The organism is Pseudobythopirellula maris, assembly GCF_007859945.1.
GTDB lineage: Bacteria > Planctomycetota > Planctomycetia > Pirellulales > Lacipirellulaceae > Pseudobythopirellula > Pseudobythopirellula maris.
The window spans coordinates 31,784-57,705 of the sequence record NZ_SJPQ01000006.1 but is presented as its reverse complement, the minus strand read 5'-3'; the positions used below and the strand labels follow the sequence as shown (position 1 = coordinate 57,705).

Here is a 25,922-nt window from a genome sequence, read left to right as displayed (position 1 = left end):
GCGAGGGCAGGGCCGCCACAGAGGGCGGCCGCTACAGGTTCAATACCGCAATGCCGCCACCGGAATCAGTCGCCACGCAGCTTCAGGCCGTTGGCGGTGAGCTTCTCGCGGACTTCGTTGAGGCTCGTGACGCCGAAGTTCTTGCACTCCAGCAGGTCGTCGCCCGTGCGGCGGACGAGCTCGCCCACCGTGGTGAGGCCGAGCCGCACCATGCACTTGCGGGCCCGCACCGAGAGGCTGAGGTCCGAGATCGGTCGGTCCAACAACGCCCGCTCGTCCGGCGACATGCTGTCCGGGTCGTAGGCGGGCTCTTCCTCGCGGCGCTGGTTGGCGAACTGCCCCAGGTCGAGGCCCTTGGAGTGCAGCATCTCGCGGATCTCGACCAGCGAGGTCTCGCCGAAGTTCTTGCTCGCCAGCAGCTCTTGCTCGGTCGTCTCGGTGAGATCGCCGAGGGTCATGACGCCCATCTTCTGCAGGCAGTTGCGGCTGCGGACGCTGAGCTCGAAGTCGGTCACCGGGATGCTGAGCACCTGGCTGAGGCGGTCCTGCTGGCGGCGGGCCTCCTCGTCGTAGAACATGTCGCGGCTGGCGTCGGCGTCCTTAAAGTAGAGCCGCGCTCGCCAGTGCGAGGGGTGGGCGTCGAGGATCCGCTGGTAGCAGCCCTTGGCGCGCTCGTACTGCTCCATGTCCTCGTACAGCACGCCGAGGTTCAGCAAGGTGCCGATGTGTGTGGGGAACTGCTGGGCCGCTTGCTCGTACAGCTCGCGGGCGTAGCTGTCGTTGCCGCTGCGATCGTTCTGCAGCGCGAGGCCGAACAAGGCGCCGGAGTGCTTGTCGTCGGCTCCGACGGCGCGCTCCAAGAGGGCGACGACCTCCGACTGGTTGCCCCCCATCGCCTGCACCGTGGCGGAACGCTGGTAAAGGTAGTCGGCCGTCTGCTCGACCGCGCCCGACAGGTTGTCGAGGATCGCCAGCGAGCCCTCGGCGTCGCCCATGTAGCGTTTGGCTTCGGCCTTGGCCAAGGCGACAATGCCCTTGTCGTAGCCGGCCCGTTCGGCCGACTCGTAGGCGGTGAGCGCCTCCTCGTACTTGTCGAGCGACAAATTCGCACGGCCCAGGTAAAAGTGGGTCAGCGCCCCGCCGTCGGCGTGCGAGAGCACCTCGATCGCCTCGCTGTAGCGGCCCACCAGATGGAGGCACACGCCCAGCTTGGCGGAGGTGGCCGGCGTGCGGCTCTCCTGCAGCTCCAATTCCTCGATCGCCTCGCGCAATTCACGATACTTCGAGTAGTTGGCGGCGATCGCCGCGGTGATCTCGTCGATCTCGCGTGGCCCGAAGGCCGCGGTCGACACGATCAGCTGCTTGACATCGAATTCGGTCGCCGTCGGCGTGGTGGCTAGGGTCGACATGCAGGAGAGGGGTCTGGGGTCAGGATTGGGGGACCGGGGAGGTGGCCTAAGATCGGACGCAAAAGCACTAAACAAAGCCGACGCACGAGGCGTCGGCGGCTTTATCTAAGCTTCTGAACTCCAACCTCTCGACTCTCACCAAAGAGCCAGCGGTGGGATTCGAACCCACAACCCCAGCATTACGAATGCTGTGCTCTGCCAATTGAAGCTACGCTGGCGGACGGTGTCGCCAAGACTGCCGAGGACGCCATCGCGGCGAGGCCCTCCGCAGGGGGGAGGGCTCCCATGACGTTCCCTTCGGGTGGTCTAGACCTCCCGGTAGTCGGGCGACAATCGCGATATCCTAGCATTCTGCCGGGCGGCGGCCAAGGGCTGCGGGCAGTGCTTCCCGCCCCGGGCGGCGATCGCCTCAGGACGGGACAAGCCTTGTCGGGAAGGTTGTCGAAACCGCAGATGTGGCGCCGTAGACTGGCTTACTAGCACTTTATCGGTGCTCATCTTCGCCAATTTTTACCAAGAGATTCGCTATGAATCGACGTGGAATCACGCTCTTGATTCTCCTGTCAGCTGCCCTTATCGCTCCGATCGGTTGCGGCGCCCCGTCGGCCACGGTGGCGATCTCGAGCCCGGCGGCGCCCCGCGAGCCGATCGGGCCGCTGCTCTGCCTCCGAACCGAGTGGTATCCCCAGCGGCCCGAGGGGGACGGCGGGGTCGAGCACGCCACGCTGCGCGAAATTTTCCGCCAGGGGGTGTTGATCGCGGCCCGAGACGAGTTGGGACTCGTCACCCGCGACCAGACGCTCGGCGAGCCTTTCCCCACAACGACCGACACGCCGGATGCCCCAGAGGCGGGCGAGCCGAATACGAATAGTAAGGCCCCTCCGGCGCTCGACTTGACGGTTCGGATCGATCAATCCGGCAATTGGGAGGCCCGCCTCACCGGCGCCGGGTGGACGGCGGCTAAACCGGTTTGGAGTCGCAGCGGGAGCCTCGATCCCGATCCGCAGACCCTCTACGCCCAAGCCGCTGAGCAAGTGAGTGAGGCCGTGGCGGAGATCTCCGAAGCGCTCAGAGAGGCCGGGGCATCGGCTTCGCCGCCGCCCGCCGCGGTGGCGATCGTGTCGCTGGACGAGGCGGAAGCTTGGCTTGAAAAGATGGATTTCGTCTCGCAGTTCGCAGCCGTGCGCACAGCCCACCGGGCCCTCGGCGCCGAGGGCGCCTCGCCAGAATGGCTGGGAGTGCTGGCCCGCGGATACGCTCACCTCGCGATGCTCACCGAGCACACTTGGTCGAGCCAACCCGACGCCTTCGCCGCTCGGTCGTTGCTGTACGCCGAACGGGCGATGCTGAAGTCAGGGGAAGCCGACAAGGCAAGTTGGCTTCGAGCCTACGCGCAGGCGGTGGTCGGCCTGCATGGGGCGGCTTTGGACGAGGCGGAGAGGCTCCTCGCGAGCGAGACGCCGGCGCCGCCGTGGGCGGGCCTGGTCGTCCCCTTTTGCCGCTTCGATCACGACTCGCTTGAGCGGGTGATTGAGAGTCATCCCGAGTTGACCGAGACCGCCGCCCTGCTGCAGTGGCAACTCTACCGCAGCTACTTTCACGGACGTTGGATCTACGAGAAGGGCCTCGAAGCGGCGCAAACTTGCCCCGAGGCTTACGGGGTCTATTCGGTAATGGCCAATTGGAGCGCTTTGAAGATCAAACGTGTCGGCGCCTGGACGGGCGCCGAGGCCTTCGCCTCCTCGTTGCCAGCGCGGGTTGCGAAACTCGATGGGTTGCCCGATTCGGTAAAGACGCTCGTCGCGGAGCAGCCCGGCTGGATCGCTGAAATGCTTAGCGGCTTACCGGCGGGGGATTCGAGTGGCCGACCGATGAACGTCTCTCGGGCTCTGAGATCCGCCGCCGCAGAGTCGCTTGCCGAGGAGTGCTCGTGGGCGATCCTGGCCGAGTTGATCGCCGAAGAGCAATTCGTCGAGGCGGCCGACGCCCTCCGCGTGTCGACCGACGCGACGGAACACTCGAACGCGGGTTTGGTCGCCAGGCTGCGGCCGCTGGTCGAGGGCCACCGCTACGCGCCCTTCATCGAGAGCTACGCCGCCCCGCGGACCAACCCCGCGGCCGCCAAGGCGGAGATCGCAAAGCTCACCGTCGTCGACCCTCGCGCAACGATGAGGGGCATGCTCTCCAAGGGCTGGCAGGCGAAGCTCTCGGGAGAACGCTGGGGTTCCCAATTGGGCTGCTTCCTCATGGAGCAACGACCCTTCCGTCAACCCACACTCATCGACCTGTTTAATCGCGTGGCGATGAAATGGACCAATACTGTAACCCACGAGCAGCGAACCGCCTTGGAGAACGAACTCGCCGCGGTCAGCCCCGAGTCGCCCAACGCCACACGCGCCCGCTGGAACAACCGGGAGAACCTCACCTCCGAGCAGATCGCCGAGTGGGAGTCGCAGTTGACGGCGGACCCGATCGGCTGGATGCAAGCGGCCGCGGCTCACTACCGGATTGAAGATTACCAGAACGCGGCCCGCTGCTACCGCCGTTCGCTCGACATCAGCCCGTGCCACGACGCCACGACGTGGTTGGCGAACTGCTACTGGGAATTGGGTAAGACCGAGCTCTGGGAGCCGACGCTCATGGAGTACCTCGAGGTGGAGGACCTCGGTCTCGCCCACGCCGGCATCCATCGGAAGATAGCCGAAGAGCACATACGCAACCGTCGCTGGACGAAGGCCGAGCCGCACGCGGTGGAGGCCGCCGACACCTATTCGGGTTGGGGCCTGAAGCTTGCCGCCCAAGTGTACGAAGGGATGCAGGACCCTGAGAAGGCGGGGCACTACTACGCCGAGGGGGCGCGCTCTTATCCCTCGTCGATGGGCACTCATTGGTACTTCTGGACCGTCCGCACGGGCCAAGGCGACGCCGAAGCCGCCCGCGCCGCCGCCGAGCAGAGTCTTGCTGTCGCCGAGCACTCTTCCTACTACGACCCCCAGCTCCGTATGGCCCTCTGCCATTGGTTCGACGGCGACCACGAAGCGGCGCTCCGGGTCATTGACCAACGACTCCAGCCGCACCGCGATTCGAAGGACCCCTGGGCACGGCAGTACAACTCGCTGCTGACCGCCATCATCGCGGGCGAGTGCGGGGACGCTGAACGCCAGAAGAGCGCGATCGAATCGATCCGTCAAACGGCTCAGCACGATGACATCAAGCAATGGCCCGATTGGATTGTCGTCTACGAGGCGTTGGCCGAAGCTCTTGAGGGCAAGGAATTGAGCGACGCGACATTGCAAACGTACGGCAAGGCCTTGCGCGAGACGAGCGACCGCTACCGCTGCGACTACAACTGCTTCCTGGGGGCGGCGTTGGAGCAGCAGGGCAAGCCCGATTTGGCCGACGAGTATTTGGGGATCGCGGCTTTCTTCCCGCCGTTCGATCTGTACACCTCCACGCTGGCCGGACGATCGCTGGTCAGGCGCCACGGCGCCGATCGAGGCGGGACGCCCCAGGTCTACGCCCAGCAGGAGGAAGCCGCTCGCGCCGAAGCCGAGTCGGCGGACGCTTCCGAAGAGACCGCCTCGGCGACGGAGCCTGAGTAACGCGAGACGCGACGCAAAAAAATCCGTGGCCCCTTCTTGTCGCCCCCCGGTTCTTTCCTAGTGTCTTGATGAGTGCCCGCGGACGGCCGCCGCGGGCACTCGAGCGCTGAAACGCTTACCCACTCTCCAATCTCGAGGCACGAGGAACACAAACATGAAGACCTTTACAAGCGTCGGTTGCACGCTCTCGGCGGCGGCCCTCTTTTCGCTCTGTCTGATCCCCGTCGCCGGGGCTGACGAGCACGACTCCCACAGCAACGCCGCACAGTGTGAGGTCACGCAAGCCAAGCATTCCGAGCAGGCCGACATCGTCGACACCGCCGTTGCCGCGGGATCCTTCAAGACTCTCGTCGCTGCCGTGCAAGCCGCCGACTTGGTCGAAGCCCTCAAGGGTGACGGGCCGTTCACTGTTCTCGCCCCCACCGACGAGGCTTTCGCCAAGCTCCCCAAGGGTACGGTCGAGACGTTGCTCAAGCCGGAGAACAAGAAGAAGCTCGCCTCGATCCTGACCTACCACGTGATCGCCGCCCGGGCGCCGGCCGACAAGGTCGTGGGCATGAAGAGTGCCGAAACGCTCAACGGCCAGAGCGTGTCGATCGCGGTAAATGACGGAGAGGTGAAGATCGACAACGCCAAAGTGGTGAAGACCGACATCTTCTGCTCGAACGGCGTCATCCATGTGATCGACACGGTGCTCATGCCCAAGGAAGAATCGGCCGCAGCGGCGGAGCCGGCCGCGGCAACCGAGTACTGAGGCTTAGCACGCACGGCATAAACAACACGAAGGGCCGCGGGAGTCTCCCCGCGGCCCTTTTTTCGTGCGCCAGCATCGGGGTTATCATCGGGCAAGCCTTTTCGTCACTCTTCCCCGAGCCGCTCGATGCGCCGTTTCTGCTCACCCTGCTTATCGCTGTGCTGCCTCATTGGTTTCTTCGGGAGTGAAACACGAGCCGCCGATCGCCTCGTGGCAACCGTGCACGAGCCGGCGCCGCCGGCGGCGCCGGCCGAGACTTTCGCGATGGGCGCCGCCGTCTCGCCAGCGGGCGACAAACTGACGGTCGACTCGCAGAGTCTGCTGATGAACGGCCGGCGGTGGATGCCGGCGATGGGCGAGTTCCACTTCAGCCGCTGCCCCGAGGGGGAGTGGCGTGAGGAGTTGCTCAAGATGCGCGCCGGTGGTGTGCGGATCGCAGCGACCTACGTTTTCTGGATCCACCACCAGGAGGCCGAGGGGCTATTCGACTGGACGGGGCGCCGCGACCTGAGGCGATTCGCACAGCTCTGCCAAGAGGCGGGCCTCAAGCTCGTGGTGCGCATTGGCCCGTGGTGCCACGGCGAGGTGCGGGGCGGCGGGCTGCCCGATTGGTTGCTGGCCAAAGATTTTCCCTCGCGTCGCGACGACCCGCGCTACCTGCAATACGTCCGAGATTTCTACGGCGAGATCGGCGAGCAGCTCGCAGGGCTGATGTGGAAAGACGGCGGGCCGGTCGTCGGTGTGCAGCTCGAAAACGAGTACCGCGGCCGCGCCGAGCATCTGCTCACCCTCAAACGCTTGGCCCGCGAGGCGGGGCTCGACGCGCCGCTCTACACGCGCACCGGCTGGCCCACGCTCGCCACGCCGATGCCGCCCGGCGAGATCTTGCCGCTCTACGGCGCCTACGCCGAGGGGTTTTGGGACCGCTCGACCCGTCCGATGCCGGGTCGCTACTGGATGGCGTTCCGCTTCTCGCCGCTGCGAACCGACGCGGCGATCGCCACCGACCTGTTGGGCGAGCGCGAGGCCCGTGATCCACAAGGCGTCGAGCTCTACCCCTTCCTCACCTGCGAGCTTGGCGGCGGCATGACGCCAAGCTACCACCGCCGTGTGCGGATCGACCCCGCCGACGTGGAGACACTCGCCCTCGTGAAGCTCGGCTCGGGCGGCGTGTTGCCGGGCTATTACATGTACCACGGCGGCGAGAACCCGCGCGGCGAGCTGACAACCCTGCAAGAGTCGCAGGCCAACGGCGAGTGGAACGACCTGCCGCAGGTGAACTACGACTTCCAGGCGCCGATCGGCCAGTACGGCCAACTGCGGCCGCACTACCACGCGTTGCGGAGGATGCACCTGTGGCTCGATGACTGGGGCGAGGCGCTTGCCGCCATGCCCCCCACACTGCCAGCAGAACGGCCCGTCGGCCGCGAAGACCACGGCACGCTCCGCTGGGCCGTGCGCAGCGACGGCCACGCCGGCTTTGTGTTTATCAACAACCACGAGCGGCTCGCCGACCTCGGTCCGAAGCGCGGCGTGCGGTTCGAGGTGGAGCTGCCTGAGGGCGATGCGGTCACGCTGCCTCGCGATCCGGTCGACATCGCCGCCGGGACGCGGATCGTCTGGCCTTTTGGTCTGCCATTGTGCGACGGTCTGCGGCTCGAACACGCGACGGCGCAGTGGGTCACGTCCGCTGAAGGGCAGGGGGGCCGCACGGTCTTTTTCGCCGCGACGCCGGGCGTCGACGCCGAGTTTGTGTTGAGCGGAGTGGGGATCGAGGTCGAATCGAAGGGCCGCGTGCGTCAGGAAGGCGATCAGCGCGTGGTCGATTCGCTCACGCCCGGCCGCGACGTCGCCCTCACGGTCCGCACTCCCGCGGGCGAAACGGTTCGCATCGTCCTTTTGAGCGAGGCCGACTCGCTAGCGTTGTGGAAGCTCGAATGGTTGGGCCGCGAACGGGTGTTACTCACCGAGGCGGGCTTGGTGGTCGACGGCGGCGCGCTGCGGCTCACCTCGTCCGACTCGGCGGAGCTCGCGGTCGGGGTTTGGCCCGCCGACGACCTGGCCCCCAAGGGGCTGCCGCGGGCGGCGGCCGACGGCGTGTTCGCCCGATTCGACCTCGACGCCGAGCCGGCGCCGCCGCTCGATCTCGTCGTCGAGCAAGTCCGCCAAGCCGGCCCGCCGCGTGAGATCCCTTTGGGCAATAGCCCGAAGCCGGTCGCCGCGGCTCCCGCCGCCGAAGACTTTGCCGCAGCGGCGCGTTGGACGGTTCGATTACCCGAAACGCTTGACCCCGCGAGCGATCCTCTCGTGCGCATCCACTACGTGGCCGACGTGGCCCGCGTATCGTTCGGCGATGAGCTCGTTTGCGATGATTTTTATCATGGCCGGCCGCTGGAGATCGGCTTGCGGCGGTGGGGTCACGGGGCGGCCGCCGGCGATTTGTCGATCGAGCTTCTGCCGTTGCAGCGGGGGGCGCCGATCTACTTGCCGGCGGACGCCTGGCCCGCGTTTGACGAAGGTAAACCTTTCGCCCGGATCGATCGCGTCGAGCTCGTGCGTCGCCGCGTGGCCGAGCTCAAGCCAAGCAACGACCGCGATTAATCTTCGTGAGCCGGTGTTGCCGATCTAGACCTTGTGGGCTCCTGCACAAGAACGCTGGCGCCTCTTCGGCCAGCCCAGCAGGAGAACGCGCCGTGAGTACTGCTTCGTCCAACGCGTTCGACCCCACCATCAAACTCACCGCCGTGGCGCCGGTGTTTTGCTCGCATTGCGGCCGGCGGGGCGAGAACCGTTTCTGCTCGGCTTGTGGGGCGCCGCTCAAAAGCCCCGAGGCTGGCGAAACGCCAGCGGCGCCGGCGCCTGTTGGTGACTGGCGTCAGGAGACGCGGCTCGAGCGTTTACTCGCCCACGCCGAGGTGCGTGAGCGGATCGAGCGGGCCCAGGCCGGCGCCAAGCCGACCGTCAGCGGCGAGCAGGTGTTGGGGCTGTTGGGGGCCGCGCTTCCCGGCGGCGTGCCGTACGACAAGCTCGCCGGCGTGGTTCAGCCGATGTACGCCTCGATGGGCGTGAAGCTCGACCGCGAGCAGCGTGGCGAAGTGGCGGCGCCGGTCGGCGAGACGATCGTCCGCGCACTCTGCTCGCTGGGGCGCCGCGGCCAAGAGCTCCGAGGCGCCGACCAAGCGGACGACGGCGTGACGCTGATCGCTACTTTGCCGTCCGACGTGTGGGCCCTGGGGGGCGAGATCCGCGTAGCGATCCGCGGCCGCGAGCGCACGACCCTGGTCGAAGCCGCCACCCACATCCCCGGCCAATGGCTCGACTGGGGCAAGAGCCGCAAGGGACTCGAGCGGCTGTTCGGCGACCTGCGTGCGGCGGCGTGAGGCGAACGTCTCGCCAATAAACCGCGGGCCGCCCGAGTTTTTTGAAACCAGGGTCGCCGCAGGCGGTAAGGAGCAATAAAGCCAGGAGCGCTTGCGCCTCTGGCTGTAGGCTTACGCCCCTCGGAGGCTTGCGTCTCTTGCCGTGTCGCAACGCGTCAGCCGAGCCAGCTTGGCAGCGTGCCCGCGGCAGGCAGGCGGACGACCTTCGCTTTGGTGATCGCCTCGTGGGCGAGCACGGCGTCGACGGCCGACTGCGGCGGCTCGCCGTCGATGTTGAGCACCGCCACGGCTTCGCCGCCCTGGGCCTCGCGGCCCACGGCCATCTGAGCGATGTTCACACCCGCGTCGCCGAGCGTCGTGCCGACCGAGCCGATGATGCCGGGAACGTCTTTGTGCTTGAACAGCAACAGGAAGCCGTCGAGGAACGACTCGAGTCGGTAGCCGTCGATCTCCACGAGGCGCGGCATGTCGGCGCCAAGGATGGCGCCGGTCATGGTGTGCGAGCTGCCGGCCGAGGCGAGCTCCACGCCGATCGCCGAACGGAAGGCGCCCTGGTGGCTGTTCTTGGCTTCGACAAGTTCGATGCCGCGGTCGCGGAGCAGCGACTCGGCGTTCACGAGGTTGAGCGACTCGGGCATGGCGTCTTCGAGCAGCCCGACGGCGAAGGCCGAGGTGAGCACCTTGGTGTCGCGTTCGGCGAGTTCGCCGCGGTAGGTGAGCTGGCACTTCGTGAGGCCGCTGGGGTCGAGGCCGGCCGCCAAGCGTCCCAGGCGGTGGGCCAGGTCCAAGTAGCTGCGGAGCGAGGCGAGCGTTTGCGGGTCCAGCGAGGGGACGTTGACCGCACAGCGGATGGCGCCGGTGCTCAGGTACGCGGTGAGCAGCTCGACGGCCTCGACGGCGACCTGCGTCTGGGCCTCTTCGGTGCTCGCTCCCAGGTGGGGCGTGCAAACGACGCCCGGCATGCCGAACAGCGGGCTGTCGGTGCAGGGCTCGTCCGGGTAAACGTCGAGCGCGACGCCGGCGATCTTGCCCGCCTTGAGGCCCTCGGCCAGGGCGGCTTCGTCGTAGATGCCGCCGCGTGCGCAGTTGATGAGCCGGGCGCCCGGCTTCATGACTTCGATCTGCTCGGTCGAGATCAAATTGCGGGTCTCTTCGGTGAGCGGCGTGTGGACCGTGAGGTAGTCGACGCGCGGCAGCATGTCGGCCACGTTCTCCACCAGTTCGATGCCGAGCTGCTTGGCGCGTTCGGCCGACATGAAGGGGTCGTAACCGATCAGGTCCATCTCGAGTGCCTTGGCGCGGGCGGCGACGGCCAGGCCGATGCGGCCCAGCCCGACGATGCCGAGCGTCTTGCCGGCGACCTGGGCGCCCATGAACGCCTTGCGGTCCCAGCGGCCCTCGATGAGCGACTGGTAAGCCGGGGCGATCGAGCGGCTCATCGCGAGCATCAGCGCGATGGCGTGCTCGGCGGTGCTGATCGTGTTGCCGGCCGGGGTGTTCATCACCACCACGCCCGCCTTGGTGGCCGCGTCTTTGTCGATGTTGTCGGTGCCGACGCCGGCCCGCACGACCGCCTTGAGCTTGCTCTTGCCCGTGAGCACGTCGGAGGTGAGCTTCACGCCGCTGCGGCAGATGGCGCCGTCGAATTGCGAAACGGCCTCACGGAGGTCGTCACCCTTCAAGCCGGTGCGGACCTCGTAGGTGATCCCCTCGGCGGCGTCCAACAGGTCGAGGCCTTCTTGAGCGAGCGGGTCGAGAACGATAACGCTGGGCATGGCTGGGGAGGGGGAGGAGGTCGGAGGTGAGAGGTCAGTTGCTCCCTCCCCGGTGGGGGAGGGTTGGGATGGGGGTGAAGTGGGTAACCGGGGCGCCCCCACCCCGGCCCTCCCCCGCGAGGGGAGGGCGGTTCTGCTATCCGTTCTTCTTGGCGAAATCGACCATGAAGTCGCGGAGCGTCTCGACGCCCGCCAGGGGCATGGCGTTGTAGATCGAAGCGCGGATGCCGCCGACGCTGCGGTGGCCCTTCAGGTCGGTCATGCCGTTCTGCTTGGCCTCGGCGTCGAACTTGGTGGTCAGCTCGTCGCTCGGCAGGCGGAACGTCACGTTCATCAGGCTGCGGCAGTCGGGCCGGGCGTGGCCCTGGTAGAACTCGGCGTTCTGGTCGAGCACGTCGTACAGCAGCTTGGCCTTCTCGGCGTTGCGGCTGTGCATCGCTTCGAGGCCGCCGACCTCGCTCAGCAGCCAGTCGGTCACCAGCTTGTTGATATAGATCGCGAAGGTCGGCGGAGTGTTGTCCATCGAGCCGGACGCGATGTGCGTGTTGAAATTGAGGTAGACCCCCAGGTTCGGGTCGGCCCGCTCGGCGAGGTCCTTGCGGACGACGACGATCGTCACCCCCGCCGGCCCGGCGTTCTTTTGGGCGCAGGCGTAGATCAACCCGTACTTGTCGATGTCGAGCGGCTTGTAGAGGAACTCACTCGAGGCGTCGCAGACCAGCGGCACACCCTGCGTCTCGGGCTCGGCGCTGAACTGCACGCCCTGGATCGTCTCGTTGCTGGTGTAGTGCAGGTAGGCGGCTTGGGGGTCGAGGTCCATCGTGCCGCCGTCCGCGCAGAACGGCTCGGGAAGCCGGTCGTAGTTGGTCTCTTTGGCGTCGTAGACCTTGCGGGTCTTGCCGACCTTGGCGGCCTCTTCCAAGGCCTTCTTGCCCCACGAGCCGGTGACCATGTAATCGGCCGATTGGTCGGCGCCCAGCAGGTTCATCGGGACCATCGAGAACTGCAGCCGGCTGCCTCCCTGGAGGAAGAGCACGGCGTAGTCGTCGCTGATGCCGAGCAGCTTGCGGAGATTGGCCTCGGCGGTCTCGATGATCTCGAGGAACGCTTTGCTGCGGTGGCTGATCTCCAGGATGCTGGCGCCGACGCCCGGCATGCAGAGCAACTCTTCGCGGGCCCGCTCCAAGACGGACAGCGGCAGCACGGCGGGGCCGGCCGAGAAGTTGTAAACGCGGTCTTCGACCGAGGCGCCAGCAGGGGTCTCGGACAACGGGGCGGGCGAGATCGACATGGTGACTGTTTCTCGAGGGTCGGGTCTCTGGCGGGCCTGGGGACCTTGAGCCCATAGGCCTGGACAAACGGGTGGGCAGCAAGCGGGTCATTCTAACGGGCGGTGTGGGCTTTGACGATGGCCCGTTTCCTACGAACGGCCTCGGCGCGTGGCGGCGGTCTCCACGCCGCTCGCATTGCCGAGTTGGCTACTGGCGTGATCGGGGCTACGCGAATAGTCTCTGGGGAGTCCTTCCGCCTCGCCGTATCACCTCTCAACCCTCCGGCCCTATGGCCCCCGCCTCCCCGTCGCCCACCCCGGTCCCTTCCAACTTCTCCCTATCGGGGCTCGCCGCGCAGATCAGGTCGGTGACGCACCGAGGCGTGCTGCCGGGCGGGGCGCTGACGATGCTGCTGGCTGGTGTGGTCGGTTTGCTGGCGGGTTTTGGCGCCGTCCTTTTCACCTTCATTATTGAAGGGGTCTCGGAATGGACGTTCGGCGGGGCTTACCACCAAGCCGGCAAGGCCGAGGAGGCCGCCGCCTACGGCTGGACCGCCGTCATGGCGATCTGTCCCGCGCTCGGCCTGTTGCTGGTGGCCTGGTTCACCAGGCGTTTCGCTCCCGAGGCCGGCGGCGCCGGCGTGCCGGAGGTGATCACAGCCGTGGCGCGACACGATGGGGTGATCCGCCCGAAGGTAGCGCTCGTGAAAATCCTCGCCTCGGGGGTGACGATTGGCACGGGCGGTTCGGTCGGCCGCGAGGGGCCGATCGTGCAGATCGGCTCGGCCTTGGGCAGCACCGCCGGGCAGTTCTTCCGGCTCTCGGCGCGCAACATCAAGGTGTTGGTCGCCGCCGGCGCCGCGGCCGGCATCAGCGCCACGTTCAACGCCCCGCTCGCCGGGGTGATGTTCGCCGGCGAGATCATCCTCGGCAGCTTCGCCGTCGAGTCGCTCACACCGATCGTGCTGGCGAGCGTGATCGCCGACGTCGTGCAACAGCACTTCGGCGAGCACCGCCTCGACCCGGCGTTCGCCGACCTGGAGTACGCCTTCGCCGGCGCCTGGGTGCAGCTGCCCAGCTACCTCGTCCTCGGACTCGTGGCGGGGCTCGCCGCCGGGCTGTTCGTCAAAATGCTCTACGGCTTAGAAGACGTGACCCTCAAGTTGTTGCCTAGCTGGTGGAAGCGGGCGGTCGTGATCGGTTTGCTCGTGGGCGTGTCGGGCGCGCTGTACCCGACGACGCCCCCCAACGTGTCGGCCGCGATGGCGGCCGAATTGGCCGAGGGGCGCCACCCGCCGCCGCCGCTGATGGGTGTCGGCTACGAAGTGGTCGAGCACTCGCTGCACCTCAAACTGCCAAGGACCGCCGAGCCGGCCATCGCCAGCGAAGAAGACGCCTCGCCATTGGCCATGCCGCTCGCCACGCTCAAGCGGCTGTTCCAGGCCGCCTCGCAGAAGAGTGTAGCGCTCGACCCGGAGCGGATGCTCGGCGAGCTGCTCTGGCTTGCGCCGCTGGTGCTGCTCAAGCCGCTGCTCACGAGCCTCACCCTCGCCGGCGGCGGTTCGGGGGGCGTGTTCGCGCCGTCGCTCTACCTCGGCGCCACGCTCGGCGGGGCGTTCGGCATCGTGATGAACATGTGGGTCCCCGAGTACAGCCACTCGCCGGGGGTGTACGCCATTGTTGGCATGGGGGCGGTGGTTGCGGGCACCACGCAAGGCGTGCTCTCGGCGATCCTGATCGTTTACGAGATGACCGACCAGTACGAGATCATTTTGCCCATCATGGCTGCTGCCGGGCTGGCGAGCGTGGTCGCCAAGATGATCGACCACGACAACATCTACACCAAAAAGCTCTCGCGACGCGGCGAGCACATCTCGCGCGGCCACGACATGCACACGCTCGACCACGTGATGGTCCGCGACGTGATGATCCGCAACTTCCCGATCCTCAAGCCCGAGGCAAACGGCCTGGAGATCGTGCGCATCGCGCGCGAGCACCCCGAGATCGAGTCGTTGCCGGTCATCGGCCACGACAACAAGCTGATCGGCATCATCCGCGCCGAAGACCTGCACCGGGTCTTGGACAGCGACATGCCCCCCGCGCTGGTAAACGCCGAAGACATCGCGCTGCGTGCGCCGCTGGCGGTCCACCCGTCGGAGAACCTGCTCGAAGCGATGCGCGACTTCGGCGCCCGCGACGTGGAGACCCTGCCCGTCGAAGTGGGGCAGGGCGAGAACCGCCGCCTCGTGGGCCTGTTGCTGCGGGCCGACGTGATCCGGCGTTACCGGCAAGAGCTGCTGACGCGGCGATAAGGTTGGCCTAGAGCGGTGGGGTGAGCTAGAATTACGGGTATGAAGACCACCGTCGATATTCCCGATGAGCTCTACCCACAGATCGCTGCCGCGAGCGCTGCGCACGGCGTTAGTGTCGAACAGTTCATTCTGATGGCGGCCCAATGCAATATCGAGCAATCCGCAGCTGCCGGGGACGCCGCGATGAAGGAAGCTGAGGCGCTGGCTTGGTGGAACAGCTTCGGCAAAGCCGATCCAAAAGCTGTCGCCGAAGTCCAAGCCATCGTCGATGAGGAATTCTCGCGTGTCGATCCCGAGGGATGGGAGTGATCCTCGACACAAACGCGGTCTCTGCCGCCGTCGATAAAGACGACGCACTGCTCAGCTTGGTTCGGCTGCACGGCAGGCCCTATTTGCCGATCCATGTGATCGGCGAGTACCAATTCGGCTTGCTAGGGTCGCGTCTGAGGAAATCGATCGAGCCGTTTTTCGTACAGCTCAAGTCCCAGTCGATCATCCTCGCTGCCGACCTTGAGACTGCCAAAGAGTACGCCACCCTCCGCCACGAGCTCAAGCTCCGCGGCCGGCCGATTCCCGAGAACGACCTCTGGATCGCCTCCCTCGCCCGGCAGCACGGCCTGCCGATCGCCAGCCGTGATGAGCGGCACTTCGACGGCTTGGAGGGCGTGACGCGGCTCGGTTGGTGAGCTGTCCGCGGGCTTAAGAAGCTGCTCCTAGACATAACTGCTTACGACGCTATGCACCTCGAGCACGACCCCGCTACGCCCGCGTCGCCGGAGATTGGCTTCGACGACTTCTTGAAGGTCGACGTTCGCCTCGGCACGGTCCTAGCCGCCCAGCCGCTAGAGGGCGCACGTAAGCCGGCGCTGGAGCTGACGATCGACTTCGGCCCGGCGGTGGGCGTCAAACGCAGCAGCGCCCAAATCGTGTCGCTCTACACCGCCGAGCAGCTCGTCGGCCGCCAGGTCGCCGCGGTGGTGAACCTGCCGCCCAAGCAGATCGGTAAATTCGTCAGCGAGGCGCTCGTGCTGGGCGTTCCGGTCGAATCGGGAGGCGTTGCGCTGCTGGCGGCCGACCGCGACGCGCCGAACGGCGCCCGCCTCTGCTGAGCGGCGTTTCGGCTGGCGCCACCATTGGCGTCCCCTGCCAGGAGTCTTTAGCCGCGTCGCTGCGCGACGCGGGCCGATCCGCTTACGGCGGTTGGGTCGTCGGCTACTGCCCTCGGTTTGACGCTCGCCGCGCCAACTCCCCTTTTTTGCGTGATTTGGTATCATCGCTGCCGCAGGCGCACGCCCATCCGAAAAATTTCCTCCCCCAACCGCAGCTCGCCATGGCCACGACTTTCGATCCGTTCTCCGCCCGCGACACTTTTGCTTCGCCGCAGGGCGAATTAGGCATCTACCGCCTCTCGAAGCTCGAAGAGGCCGGCCACTGCAAGGTCGCCGAGCTGCCTTACTCGATCCGGGTGCTGCTCGAAAGCGTGCTGCGCAACTGCGATGGGTACGTCGTCACCGAGGACGACGTCAAAGCGCTCGCCGCCTGGACCGACTCGAAAGGGACCGCCGCCGTCGAGGTCCCCTTCAAGCCCGCCCGCGTCGTGCTGCAAGACTTCACCGGCGTGCCGGCCGTGGTGGACCTCGCCGCCATGCGATCCGCCATGCAGCGCTTGGGGGGCGACGCCGACAAGATCAACCCGCTCGTCCCCGTTGACCTGGTGATCGACCACTCGGTCCAAGTCGACCACTTCTTGGGCAAGGAAGCGCTGGACCTGAACATCGAGCTCGAGTTCGAGCGCAACGCCGAGCGTTACGAGTTCCTGCGCTGGGGCCAAAAGGCGTTCGACAACTTCCGCGTGGTGCCGCCCGGCACCGGCATCGTCCACCAGGTGAACCTTGAGTACTTGGCCAAGTGCGTGCTCACCACCAACGACGAGAAGGGCCCGGTCGCCGTGCCCGACTCGCTGGTCGGCACCGACAGCCACACCACGATGATCGACGGCCTGGGCGTCGTCGGTTGGGGCGTCGGCGGCATCGAGGCCGAGGGCGTCATGCTCGGCCAGCCGATCTACATGCTCATGCCCGAGGTCGTTGGCATGCGCCTCACCGGCAAGCTGCCGGCCGGCGCCACGGCCACGGACCTCGTGCTCACGGTCACCGAGATCTTGCGCAAGGAGAAGGTCGTCGGCAAGTTCGTCGAGTTCTGCGGGCCCGGCATGCGGAGCATGAGCCTCGCCGACCGCGCGACGATCGCCAACATGAGTCCCGAGTACGGCGCCACGATGGGCTTCTTCCCGGTGGACGACGTGACGCTCGAATACCTCCACCAGACCGGCCGCACGGCCGACGAGATCGCCCTGGCCGAGACCTACTGCCGCGAGCAGGGCCTGTTCCGCACCGACGACGCCCCCGAGCCGACGTTCACCAAGCTGGTGGAGCTCGACCTCGGCACGGTCGAGCCGTGCCTCGCCGGTCCCAAGCGGCCGCAAGACCGGATCACGCTCTCGCGGATGAAGCCGCAGTGGCACACCGACCTGACGGACGTGTACGAGAAGCAGCCGGGCGGCGGCGCCCCCGCCGGCCGCTGGGAAGGCGAGGGGGGCGGCGTGCCCGACCCCGAGGGCGCCGCCGTGGCGACCCCGGCGATCGCCGACCCCGGCTTCGACGGCGTCACCGTCGAGAACGAGGGGGTCACGTTCCAGCTCAAGCATGGCAGCGTCGCGATCGCGGCCATCACCAGCTGCACGAACACCTCCAACCCAAGCGTCATGATGGCCGCCGGCCTCGTGGCCAAGAAGGCCGCCGCCCACGGCCTGCAGGCCAAGCCGTGGGTCAAGACCAGCATCGCCCCCGGCAGCCGCGTGGTGACCGACTACTACGCCAAGAGCGGCCTCGACACGGAGCTCGCCAAGGTCGGCTTCTACACCGTCGGCTACGGCTGCACGACCTGCATCGGCAACAGCGGCCCGCTCCCCACGCCGATCAGCGAGGCGATCCGCGAGCACGACCTGGTCGTGTCGGGCGTCCTCTCCGGCAACCGCAACTTCGAGGGCCGCATCAACCCGGACGTGAAGGCCAACTACCTGGCGAGCCCGCCGCTGGTCGTGGCCTACGCCCTGGCCGGCACCACCGACATCGACTTCTCCACCGAGCCGATCGGCGAGGGGACGGACGGCAAGCCGGTCATGCTGGCCGACATCTGGCCCACGCACGAAGAGGTGGCCGACGTGGTGAAGTCGTGCGTCCTGCCCGAGATGTTCGTCGAGCAGTACGGCGGCGTGTGGGAGAAGAACCCGAAGTGGAACGCCATCGAGACCAGCGAGGGCGCCCTGTTCGATTGGCAAGAGGCGAGCACCTACATCCAAGAGCCGCCGTTCCTCACCACGCTCACGACCGACGTCAAGCCGATCGCGCCGATCGCCGGGGCCAAGTGCCTCGCGCTCTTGGGCGATTCGGTCACGACGGACCACATCTCGCCGGCCGGCGCCATCGCCAAGGACAGCCCCGCGGGACGGTTCCTTGTGGAAAACGGGGTCGAGTCGCGCGACTTCAACAGCTACGGCAGCCGCCGCGGCAACGACCGCGTGATGACCCGCGGCACGCTGGCCAACATCCGCATCCGCAACCAACTGGCCCCCGGCACCGAGGGGGGCGTCACTCGCTACTTGCCCACAGGCGAGGTGATGTCGATCTACGACGCCTCGATGAAGTACCAAGAGGCGGGCACGCCGCTGGTCATTCTTGCTGGGGCCGAGTACGGCACCGGCTCCTCCAGGGACTGGGCCGCCAAGGGGACCTTCCTCTTGGGCGTCCGCGCGGTGATGGCGAGCAGCTACGAGCGGATCCACCGCAGCAACCTGGTGATGATGGGCGTCTTGCCGCTAGAGTTCCAGGACGGCGCCACGTGGCAGTCGTTGGGCCTCACCGGCGAAGAGGAATTCTCGCTGCCCACCCTCGGCGACGACCTGAAGCCGCGCCAAACGATCGAAGTCACCGCCGGCGACAAGAAGATCCCGATGACCGTGCGGATCGACACCCCGGTCGAGCTCGACTACTACCGGCACGGGGGTATTTTGGCTTACGTGCTACGGAAACTGCTGAAGGGGTGAGCCGAGTGAGTGCAAGCGACACTGCTGGATTGAAGGTAACACTATACAAGCGTTGCCTTCGTGATATGGACGATAATGGCATTGCAGCTTCAGGCAGCAATGCGATTATTTGCCCATTGTGCTGGAAAGAAGCACGCCTAGATGAGCTGACCATTGAGCATGTAATCCCAGGCTCAGTTGGCGGCACACTAAAGACGCTCACCTGCAAGAAATGCAACAATGACCAAGGGTCCCGTATCGACTCTCACTTGTCGAACTACATGCGAACGCAAGATCGGTTTAGTGGCAACAAACCGATGAAGGCAAAGATGACTGTAGCTGGTTACCCTACCTCGGTTGACATTGATTGGCTTAAGGGACGCAAGGATATTCGGATAATCGGCCAAGCCACTAATCCGAAGAATAGCCTTGCCATCCAACGCCTTTTCTCAGAAGGAAAGAATCCACCATTAGAATTCACTATTCCATATGGTTTCAGTGACGATGGCATTCGGCTTGCCATCCTCAGGTGTGCTTATCTCTCAGTTCTCAGTACAAGCGGATATAGTCTGTTGATAAACCCAGCCATGGGAAAGATTCGCGGACGGTTTCATGATCCTGACTTAAAGGTGCCGTGCATTCGTCCGTTGACAGTCTTTGTGAAGGGAATGAAGGAGGAAGTCGGCGACTACCAGCATTGTTACTGCAACGGGCATGTCGATCGCGTACCGTTTCTGTTTGTGCTTCTGTTTCTCCGGACCTCTGTGACGAAATGCGTCGGCGCCTTTTTACCCATGCCCAGCGATGCCAGCGACACGTTTTTTGAACTCATGGGACAAGTTGAGAAAGAGAATACATCGTTGTCGATAGTGGCCGCTTCGGGCAATTGGCTATGCTTCCCTGCGGCCTTGTCGAAAAATCGTTAGGCTGTTGCCAGCCCCGGAGGGGCGAAAGCACCTAGCCAGGGGCGCCAGCCTCTGGAAACGGTCTAATCAATCCAACAAGCCCCGGAGGGGCGACAGCGTGCCCGCGAGCCGTAGTGCTGCCGCCCCTCCGGGGCTTTTTAGCCCGCGGCTCAGGCTGTGCCTGACCCACTCTCTCCTCACGTCTCCTCTCGCTCTCACGAAAGAAAACCATGCCCCTCTTCAAGCGCTGCGTTGCCGAGTTGATCGGCACTTTTTGGCTCGTCTTTGGCGGCTGCGGCAGCGCGGTCTTGGCGGCCAGCTTTGCCGGGCAGATGGGCGACACGCCCGTTAACATGGGCATCGGCTTCGTCGGCGTCGCGCTGGCGTTCGGGCTCACCGTCCTCACCATGGCCTACGCCATCGGCCACATCTCCGGCTGCCACCTCAACCCGGCGGTCTCGGCGGGGCTCGTCGCCGGCGGGCGTTTTCCAATGAAGGACTTTGTGCCGTACGCCGTTGCGCAGGTGGTCGGCGGCCTGGTGGGCGCGACCGTGCTGTACTTCATCGCCTCGGGCAAGGCGGGGTTCACGCTCGACGACGGCTTCGCGTCGAACGGCTACGGCGAGCACTCGCCCGGCCAGTACTCGCTGGCCGCCTGCTTCCTGGCCGAGGTCGTGCTGACGTACATGTTCCTCTTGATCATCCTCGGCGCCACCGACCGCCGGGCGCCGGCCGGCTTCGCGCCGATCGCGATCGGCCTGGGCCTGACCCTGATTCACCTCGTCGGCATCCCGGTCACGAACCTGTCGGTCAACCCGGCCCGATCGACCGGGACGGCGGTCTTCGTGCAGGGCTGGGCGCTCACGCAGCTGTGGCTGTTCTGGGTCGCCCCCCTCGTCGGCGCGGTCTTCGCCGGCTGGACCTACAAGTGTTGCCTCGAGGCCGAGCCGACCGAGGGCTGAGTCAGTAGGATGGGTGCTCGCACCCATCTTCCCGGTTGGAAGCGGGAGGCTCTTCCGTTGCTTTTCCAGTTGGTAAAGCTGCTCATGGATGGACTGTGCGGCGTAGCGGAGAAGCTGAAGATGGGTGCGATCACCCATCCTACTTAACATAGGCCCATCACTATGTTGGGGGCAGAATCGATCGAATCGATGGGCCTTCGGGCCATCCTAATTGACTGCATGAGGACTAGAACCATGAAACCCATGCTCGCCGCTATGTTGGTGTTCTGCGTCATCTCAGCCGCCTCCGCTGAGCCCGTAAGCGTCGGAGACACGGGGGTCACGTTCGAGCCGCCAGCGGGCTTCAAGCCGGTTCCCAAGAGGATTCGGGACCTGAAGTGGCCATCGAATCGGGCGCCAAGATACGTCGTGGGAAACGAAGCTGCCACGACGACCGTGGCCTACGACCTCAAGCCACACGTGATTCCTCAGAGCGGTCTAAGGGAGGCTCAGGCTCAGTTCACTCAGCTCTTTGGGGGGGTGATCCCTAGTCTTGTGTGGAAGAAGAACGAGATCGTTGAGCACAGCGGGAGGAAGTGGGTTTTGATGGAGATGACTTCTTCGGCCGTCGACACCGATATCTACAACATCATGCTGGTCACCGGGTACAAAAACCAAATGCTCTTATTCAATTTCAACTCAACAAAGGAAGATTTTCCGAAGTACGAGAAACTCTTGCGGGCAAGTTTGTATTCAATCACGATTCCCGACGCGAACGATTAGCAATAGCCTTTGGCTCAAGGTGTGGCTGTAATCTTTTTTTCGCCGGGTGCCTGGGGTCGCAGTCCCTCCACATTGTTCCCGGTCGGAAGCCCGTCAGGCACAGCCTGACCTACACGCCCGTCTTTGTTACGTTGTTCCGTCGTGGATCCCTCTCCTTGAACTCACACCACTGGACGTCGCCCCGCGCATGACCCGCCCCCTCACCGGCCAACGCATCCTCACCTTCGTCGGCGACGTCTACGAAGACCTCGAGCTGTGGTACCCCAAGCTGCGGCTCATCGAGGCGGGCGCCGAGGTGGTCATCGCGGGCCCCGAGGCGGGCGTTACCTACGCGGGCAAGAACGGCTACCCCTGCCGGTCGGACATCGCCATCGCGGACGCCGCGGCCGACGACTACGACGGGCTGGTCGTGCCGGGCGGGTTCATGCCCGACAAGCTGCGGCGCGACGAGCGGGTGCTTCAGCTCGTTCGTGACTTCGACGCGGCCGGCAAGCTCGTGGCGGCCATCTGCCACGGCGGCTGGATCCCGATCTCGGCCGGCGTGTACCGCGGCGTGCGCGTGACCGGCTCGCCCGGCATCAAGGACGACCTGGTGAACGCCGGCGCCCTCTGGAGCGACGAGCCGGTGGTCGTCGACCGCCACTTCGTCAGCAGCCGCCGGCCCGACGACCTGCCGGAGTTCTGCCGCGGCGTTTTGCGGGTGCTGGCCGGGGCCGCTGCGGACGCGTCGTAGGATGGTTATAGTCCGTCGACCGGCAGCGTCTGACGATCCCTAGGGTAATAGCCCATGCCAGCAGCCCAATCACACGCGTCGCGGTTGGTCTTCGCCGTCCTCCTGGGCGAGCTGCTTGCCCTTGCGCTCTTGCGGCTGGGCTTTCGGGTCGAGAGCTCGCTCGTGGCTGGGGCGGCCCTGCTCGCTCTGATAGCCGTGGGGCCGGTCGTGTTCGACGCGATGCGGTTGCGTTTGCCGCGCGTGCTGCGCGGCGCGGGCCGGCGGGCGCGGGGCCTGGTTGGCCTGCGGTGGTTTCGCTTCCGCCTTGTCCACATGCTGGTCCTGACGACCCTGCTGGCGGTTTTGCTGGGCTGGGACGCTTATCGGCGGGCGTATGTCGCACGCGAGACGGGCCGGATCGCGGGGCGTTGGGTGATGGTCGATCACGAGGGGCGGCCCCTGGAGCTCAACGGCGAGCCGATCGTGGTTGATTTCAATCTCGGCGAATTCCGGGTCGACCCGCGCGCCACGCCCCGCCACATCGATTTCATCTCAGCGCGCGGATCGGACCACGGCATCTACGCCTGGGAGGGCGACCGGTTGAAGGTGATGCATGCGAGTGGTTGGAGCCGCCCCGCGAGCTTCGAGGACACCACGGAGGACCTGAAGAGCATCCCGGGGGGGGCCGGCAAGGCGGGTTCGATCACGACGTATCAGCTGCGGCGTCCTGCCGAGAGCCGGTGAGTCATTCGACAAGGCCCGCTACCGCAAGACAAACGACTCGGTGCCGAACGGCTTGCCGTTGATCTGCAGGGTCACGCGGTGCGTGCCCGGGTAGAGCTTGTAGGTCGTCGCGCCCGCGCGCAGGACGTGGCGTTTGTGGAGGGTCGCCGACTCCCCTTTCCGCAAGGCGATCTGCTTGAGCTTGTGGACCTTGGGCGACAGCGCGCCGTTGGCCTTCACGAAGTCGATCACGAAGTCGATCATCAACGCGCCGTCACGCGAGGCGGCTACCGAGAACGTGAATTCGACCGCTTCGCCGCGCTTGATCTTGGGCGACACGATCGTGAACCCCGTGACCTCGACTCGTGGGTCCGGCCTGAACCCGAGGAATCGCAGCGCCCGCGGGTCGCCCTTCTTGACGAGGGTGCGCAGCGCCTGCTTGCTCATCCATCGCAGCTCCGCGGCGTCTTGCGCGGCTTGTTCCTTCCAGCGCTCCAGCGTGTCGATCACCACGCCGGGTTGCGACTTGGCGATGTCGTTCAGGTGGTTCGCGACCGAGCGGGTGACGTAGCGGGTGGGGTCGGCGTGCAACACGATGAGGGGGCAGGGGGCGCCTGCCGCCACAGGGTTGCGAAGAGTCCAGCCTGACCTACCTACTCGCCCAACCGCTTCGGCCAAGTAAACACCGCCTTCGTGTCCGGCGTTCTTGCTCTTCGCAACGGTGAGGCTACTCGAGGTTCGCTCGCCGCTAGAACGCGACAGGAGTAAAATGATTAATGCGTCCGCGGATAAGAGCGGACGGATAAGGAGGGCTAGTGATGAACAAGCCTGCTGATATTGGTCCGGCGAAGCCGCTCGGCGAGCCCGACGCTCACGTGATGATGCGTCGTCTGCGGACCTTCTTCCGTGTCGCGCTCTCGTTTTTCTTCTTGGCGACGATCGTGCTGCTGGTGTTCTATCGTCCGGCGGCGTATCTCGCGGCGATTCCCGTCCCGGTGCTGGGAGTCGTCCTGCTCGTGGTCGGTTACCTGGAGCGGGAAGCCCGGGCGTCCGCACTGCGCAGTCCAGAGCAGGAAGGAATATCCGCTAAAGAGGTCGAGATCGACGTGCAGGACGCGGGGATTGCGACTGCGTTGGAGCTAGCGGGCGTCATGGCGATGGGGGCGTTCGCGATCGCGGCATTGGTCTTTGACGTAGCAACCTTGGGGGCGGGGGCGGCGTTCTGCCTCTTGCTCGGGGTCTGGTACGGCATCCCCTACTGGGGGCTTTTCGTCACGGAAGCGATGCGCGACGAACGCAATAAAGCTCGCCGCCACACTGGCGGCGCCCAAGCCGCCAACGCGTGTTCGCAGCCGGAAGATCCGCCGGCAGCCGGGTCGTTCGCCCTGGACCGGGTCAACGAAATGACCCACTGGGAAGACGACGGCGGCGGGAACGTTGGAGCCGACTACGAGTGGCTGGGCTTAGCCGATCGGGGGCAGCGGGGGTCGCCCGATTCCGCGGGCCAGACTGTGCCTGAAGGTCGCGCCACACCGTTCGCGCCCGCAAGCCCGTCGGGCGCCGCCACATCTACGCTGGGTTCTTAGGCGCCGGGTCCATCGGTCTTGGGTTCAACGCCGCGGCGGCGATATAGCTTCTTCGGCTCGAGCATTGGCGCCAGCTTGGAGCCTTGGGCGTTGCAATAGCGGCGGCGAGTCGCGGTGGCCCGCACGGCTCGCCGGTCACGGCGTGGGGGGAATGGTTTATACTGGGGGTTTCCTCCCCAACGCTGCGGCCGCACGATGAAAACTTCTTGGATGATCCTTCGCCCGCTCGCGTGCGTCTTGCTCGCGGCGCAAGGCTACGCCGCCGACTTTGATTTCTATGGTCGTTCGGGCGACGCGATCGAGATCGACCTCGGCTCGCTGCCCGGCGTGGCGCCGGGGGCGACGTTCTCCGATCTCGTGGTGCTTGGCCGCCGCGAGCGGCACGAGGCGCTCACCAGCAGCGACCTGTCGCAGGGCGACTTCGCGAGCGACGGCCGTTTCTGGCTGGCGCCCAACCCGGACGCGTCGAGCGACGCCGACCCGGCGACGCGCGGCTACCAGGGCGTGGTGAGCGGCAGCCTGAAGATCAACGGCGTCGCGACCACGTTCGAGGTGAACGTTCGGCCCGGCTCGACCGGCGCAGGCGCCGGGTCGGTCGGCCAGAGTCTCGAGGGGCTCGGCCGCACGAACAACCCGTTGTACGTCGCGCAGCAACAGCAGCGGCTCCGTTACCTCGGGTACGTCGAAGACGGCGGCTCGGCGCTCGGCGTTGACGGCGTGTTCGACGACGGGACCGACGAGGCGCTGCGCACGTTTCAGGCGGCGTTCACGGCCGGGGTGAACACGACCCAGGCGAACGTCGACGGGATCATCGGCCCCAACACGGCCGGCTGGCTGAACGCCGTTAACGCGCCGGCGTGGGTGGAGCTCGTCGACCCCGACCCGCAGACTCCCGGCTCGTTCTCGGTAGCGAGGATGATCGGCGACTTCGATATCTTGCCCGCCCGCGACCCGGGCACCGGCGTGCGGAGCGGCCTCACGCCGCAGAGCGAGCGGTTCGGGACCGACTGGGCGATCGACCTGTTCACCGCCGGCGCCGTCGCGGCCAAGGCCGACACCGGCCGCACGCAGCTGATGAACGCGATGTCGACCGACGACGGCTACGGCTCGGCCGGCGCCCACAGCACGCACCGCGTGGGCATGGACATCGACCTGCACGTCGACAGCTCGACGTGGGACTACGGCAACGGGGTGGTCGACGCCGAGGAGCAGAAGGTGATCGACCACGCGATCGCCTTCATCCAGGCGGGCCGCGAACGCAACGACTACCGCGGGTCGGTCTCGCGGATCCTCACCTCGAACGACGACATCCTGGACGGCATCAACGCCTTCGCCCCGGGGACCGCCGTGTTCGACTCCTCGGGCGTTCACCTGAACCACCTGCATGTCGATATCTACCGCCCGACGCGCGTCGCCGGACTGGCCAGCCTGGCGGGCGACTTTAATTTCGACGACGTGGTCGACGCCGCCGACTTCACGGTCTGGCGCGACGGCCTCGGAGTGATCTACGACGCCTCGGACTACGACCTGTGGGTCGCGAACTTCGGCGTCGCGCGCGGTGCGAGCGTCGCGCTGGCGGTCCCCGAGCCCTCGGCCCTCGTGGCTGCTTGGACGGCGACGGCGTGCCTCCTGGCGACGCGGCGCCGGACGGTGTGCTAGGCGTGGTGCTGCGGGTACGTTGTGAGT

General features: G+C 66.1%; 20 protein-coding genes and 1 tRNA gene. 16 read left to right on the top strand and 5 right to left on the bottom strand.

Annotation, left to right across the window (positions count from 1 at the left end):
- Window positions 1-65: 65 nt before the first annotated feature.
- Both Mal64_RS19375 and Mal64_RS19370 read right to left on the bottom strand, forming a co-directional pair.
- On the bottom strand, window positions 66-1,409 hold the full coding sequence (locus Mal64_RS19375; RefSeq protein ID WP_146403494.1) for a DNA-directed RNA polymerase subunit alpha C-terminal domain-containing protein: 1,344 nt from the start codon (window positions 1,407-1,409) through the stop codon (window positions 66-68).
- A gap of 144 nt (window positions 1,410-1,553) precedes the next feature.
- Window positions 1,554-1,627: transfer RNA gene (locus Mal64_RS19370), tRNA-Thr, on the bottom strand.
- Window positions 1,628-1,936: 309 nt separating this feature from the next.
- Here Mal64_RS19370 and Mal64_RS19365 point away from each other — a divergent pair.
- The 4 genes from Mal64_RS19365 to Mal64_RS19350 all read left to right on the top strand — a co-directional run bounded on the left by Mal64_RS19365 (window position 1,937) and on the right by Mal64_RS19350 (window position 9,145).
- Window positions 1,937-5,011 carry a tetratricopeptide repeat protein gene (locus Mal64_RS19365; RefSeq protein ID WP_146403492.1) on the top strand — a complete coding sequence of 1,025 codons (3,075 nt, stop codon included), beginning with the start codon at window positions 1,937-1,939 and terminating at the stop codon, window positions 5,009-5,011.
- 154 nt (window positions 5,012-5,165) lie between these two features.
- Window positions 5,166-5,765: a fasciclin domain-containing protein gene (locus Mal64_RS19360; protein ID WP_146403490.1), complete on the top strand. Its 600-nt coding sequence runs from the start codon at window positions 5,166-5,168 to the stop codon at window positions 5,763-5,765.
- Between the two features lie 210 nt (window positions 5,766-5,975).
- Entirely contained in the window at window positions 5,976-8,366 is a 2,391-nt protein-coding gene (locus Mal64_RS19355; RefSeq protein WP_197525902.1) for a beta-galactosidase, read from the top strand.
- Window positions 8,367-8,458: 92 nt separating this feature from the next.
- Window positions 8,459-9,145, top strand: coding sequence for a zinc ribbon domain-containing protein (locus Mal64_RS19350; RefSeq protein WP_146403486.1), 687 nt, complete (start codon window positions 8,459-8,461; stop codon window positions 9,143-9,145).
- Window positions 9,146-9,300: 155 nt separating this feature from the next.
- Here Mal64_RS19350 and serA read toward each other — a convergent pair whose 3' ends face one another.
- Together serA and serC are read right to left on the bottom strand one after the other, a co-directional pair.
- Window positions 9,301-10,920: a phosphoglycerate dehydrogenase gene (gene serA, locus Mal64_RS19345; RefSeq protein WP_146403484.1), complete on the bottom strand. Its 1,620-nt coding sequence runs from the start codon at window positions 10,918-10,920 to the stop codon at window positions 9,301-9,303.
- A gap of 136 nt (window positions 10,921-11,056) precedes the next feature.
- Entirely contained in the window at window positions 11,057-12,211 is a 1,155-nt protein-coding gene (gene serC, locus Mal64_RS19340) for a 3-phosphoserine/phosphohydroxythreonine transaminase (RefSeq protein ID WP_146403482.1), read from the bottom strand.
- Window positions 12,212-12,480: 269 nt separating this feature from the next.
- Between serC and Mal64_RS19335 the strand changes: the two genes are divergently transcribed.
- From Mal64_RS19335 to Mal64_RS19290, 10 genes are all read left to right on the top strand, one after another.
- On the top strand, window positions 12,481-14,502 hold the full coding sequence (locus Mal64_RS19335; RefSeq protein WP_146403480.1) for a chloride channel protein: 2,022 nt from the start codon (window positions 12,481-12,483) through the stop codon (window positions 14,500-14,502).
- A gap of 39 nt (window positions 14,503-14,541) precedes the next feature.
- Window positions 14,542-14,811 carry a hypothetical protein gene (locus Mal64_RS19330; RefSeq protein ID WP_146403478.1) on the top strand — a complete coding sequence of 90 codons (270 nt, stop codon included), beginning with the start codon at window positions 14,542-14,544 and terminating at the stop codon, window positions 14,809-14,811.
- Window positions 14,808-15,188, top strand: coding sequence for a PIN domain-containing protein (locus Mal64_RS19325; RefSeq protein WP_197525901.1), 381 nt, complete (start codon window positions 14,808-14,810; stop codon window positions 15,186-15,188). The genes Mal64_RS19330 and Mal64_RS19325 overlap by 4 nt, the downstream gene beginning before the upstream one ends.
- Window positions 15,189-15,239: 51 nt before the next feature.
- A complete protein-coding gene (locus tag Mal64_RS19320) occupies window positions 15,240-15,611 on the top strand; it encodes a tRNA-binding protein (RefSeq protein WP_146403474.1) in 372 nt (123 codons plus the stop codon).
- Window positions 15,612-15,832: 221 nt separating this feature from the next.
- Window positions 15,833-18,607, top strand: a complete 2,775-nt coding sequence (acnA, locus tag Mal64_RS19315) for an aconitate hydratase AcnA (RefSeq protein WP_146403472.1) — start codon at window positions 15,833-15,835, stop codon at window positions 18,605-18,607.
- Between the two features lie 5 nt (window positions 18,608-18,612).
- On the top strand, window positions 18,613-19,512 hold the full coding sequence (locus Mal64_RS19310) for an HNH endonuclease (protein WP_146403470.1): 900 nt from the start codon (window positions 18,613-18,615) through the stop codon (window positions 19,510-19,512).
- A 209-nt stretch (window positions 19,513-19,721) separates the two neighbouring features.
- On the top strand, window positions 19,722-20,453 hold the full coding sequence (aqpZ, locus tag Mal64_RS19305) for an aquaporin Z (RefSeq protein WP_146403467.1): 732 nt from the start codon (window positions 19,722-19,724) through the stop codon (window positions 20,451-20,453).
- Window positions 20,454-20,687: 234 nt separating this feature from the next.
- Window positions 20,688-21,215 (top strand): hypothetical protein, encoded by a 528-nt coding sequence (locus Mal64_RS19300; RefSeq protein ID WP_146403465.1) that lies wholly within the window; start codon window positions 20,688-20,690, stop codon window positions 21,213-21,215.
- 187 nt (window positions 21,216-21,402) lie between these two features.
- A complete protein-coding gene (locus tag Mal64_RS19295) occupies window positions 21,403-21,948 on the top strand; it encodes a type 1 glutamine amidotransferase domain-containing protein (RefSeq protein ID WP_146403463.1) in 546 nt (181 codons plus the stop codon).
- Between the two features lie 54 nt (window positions 21,949-22,002).
- Complete coding sequence (locus Mal64_RS19290; RefSeq protein WP_146403461.1) at window positions 22,003-22,671, top strand: hypothetical protein; 669 nt, start codon at window positions 22,003-22,005, stop codon at window positions 22,669-22,671.
- A gap of 18 nt (window positions 22,672-22,689) precedes the next feature.
- On the opposite strand, the gene Mal64_RS19285 is transcribed toward Mal64_RS19290, so the two are convergent.
- Window positions 22,690-23,244: a hypothetical protein gene (locus tag Mal64_RS19285; RefSeq protein ID WP_146403459.1), complete on the bottom strand. Its 555-nt coding sequence runs from the start codon at window positions 23,242-23,244 to the stop codon at window positions 22,690-22,692.
- A 224-nt stretch (window positions 23,245-23,468) separates the two neighbouring features.
- Between Mal64_RS19285 and Mal64_RS19280 the strand changes: the two genes are divergently transcribed.
- Window positions 23,469-24,236 carry a hypothetical protein gene (locus tag Mal64_RS19280; protein WP_146403457.1) on the top strand — a complete coding sequence of 256 codons (768 nt, stop codon included), beginning with the start codon at window positions 23,469-23,471 and terminating at the stop codon, window positions 24,234-24,236.
- Between the two features lie 195 nt (window positions 24,237-24,431).
- Complete coding sequence (locus tag Mal64_RS19275) at window positions 24,432-25,895, top strand: peptidoglycan-binding domain-containing protein (protein WP_146403454.1); 1,464 nt, start codon at window positions 24,432-24,434, stop codon at window positions 25,893-25,895.
- Window positions 25,896-25,922: the final 27 nt, after the last annotated feature.